A 1,357-nucleotide genomic window follows, 5' to 3' on the forward strand; every position below is an offset into this window, starting at 1 on the left:
CGGCCTTCTCGGCCTCGTCTTCTTGTGGCTTCGTCCGTTTCGCATAATACATGAACGGTGTGGCCATCCAGGCAATCACGAACTTCGCGACGTATGTCGTGACGAAGATGTTCCACCAGATGCCCCATTCCATACCCCAAAAGGCGATCGTACAGAACGTGAGCGTGTCGATGAACTGGGAGACGACGGTCGAACCGGTCGTCCGGAGCCATAGTTTCTTCTCACCGGTCTTCGCCCGAATCTTCGAGTAGATGAAGACGTCGAACAGCTGCGAGACGAGGTACGCGGCGAGGCTACCAAGCGTGATGAGCGGGAGCATTGAGAACAACGCCTCGAAACTCTCATGCATGAAGAGCGCTTCTTCGAACGGTTCATAAAGCAAGGCGAACTGCATGAGCACCGTCGACACGATCAAGATGAAGAAACCGAGCCAGACGCCTTTACGCGCCGTATGACGCCCGTATTTCTCATTCAAGATGTCTGTCGCTAAATAAAGGGAACCGTAGACGATATTCCCGAGTGTGAAGATGAAACCGCCGATTACAATCTGCTGCGTCACTTGGATGTTGGCGACGACCGAGGCCATCGCGATCCAGGCGAACAGCCCGACACGTCCGAACAGCTTATAGCTGAGGACGAGCAGGCTGAGCGTGAGCAAGGCAGAAGGAATCCATAACCATTCATTAAGCATTGGGATGTTGCTCCTTCCGAATCAATAGGTACTTTTAACTTTTCAAGTTTATAGAGGAACGGAAACCGTGTCAACACAGTTTCCATGACTGAATGGAAAAGCTCTCACCCGAGTTTTGGATGAGAGCGATTCATCTGATTGGGATGTGGTCATACACCACTCAGATTGCTAGCGATACCCTTCATAATTGATGACAGGCAATTCAGTTGAGTACGGGCATCTAAGCGTCCTCCGGGGCGTTTTTTGTCGTCTATCAAAGTTACACTCCTGGCTACGATTCAATATGTGACCTCAAGTCACAAAGAGGTCACGCATGAGTAAATCACGATGTCGCTTTAAACCAGAAGACTGATAGGCCATGGCATCGATGGACGGATAATTTGTCAGAGATATCTGATTTTTCAAATCAATCAAAATCGTCTGAAAAACCGCTTTTGGGCACAAACTGTGAACGAATAAACAAAAGCACCTCCTGTCATAAACAGGAAGTGCTCTGAACCGCTTGGTTGAGCGGTGTTTTTGATGCCTCCGACGAGAATCGAACTCGTGCTGCAGCATTACCATTGCTGAGGTCTGCCACTAACCTACAGAGGCGTTACACATAGTATGTTACACAGTTCGTACGGCAATTTCAAGCTTTTTTAGAATAATAAGACCCCGCGTCCA

General features: G+C 49.0%; 1 protein-coding gene and 1 tRNA gene. Both read right to left on the reverse strand.

Annotated features, from left to right (window positions below; genetic code table 11):
* The coding region (locus DI14_RS11310) for a queuosine precursor transporter (protein WP_051622703.1) at nucleotides 1–691 on the reverse strand (691 nt) is incomplete at its 3' end.
* Between the two features lie 523 nt (nucleotides 692–1,214).
* Nucleotides 1,215–1,285 (reverse strand) — tRNA-Thr (locus DI14_RS11315).
* Between the last annotated feature and the right edge of the window lie 72 nt (nucleotides 1,286–1,357).

Source organism: Exiguobacterium sp. AB2 (assembly GCF_000696055.1).
Classification (GTDB): domain Bacteria; phylum Bacillota; class Bacilli; order Exiguobacteriales; family Exiguobacteriaceae; genus Exiguobacterium; species Exiguobacterium alkaliphilum.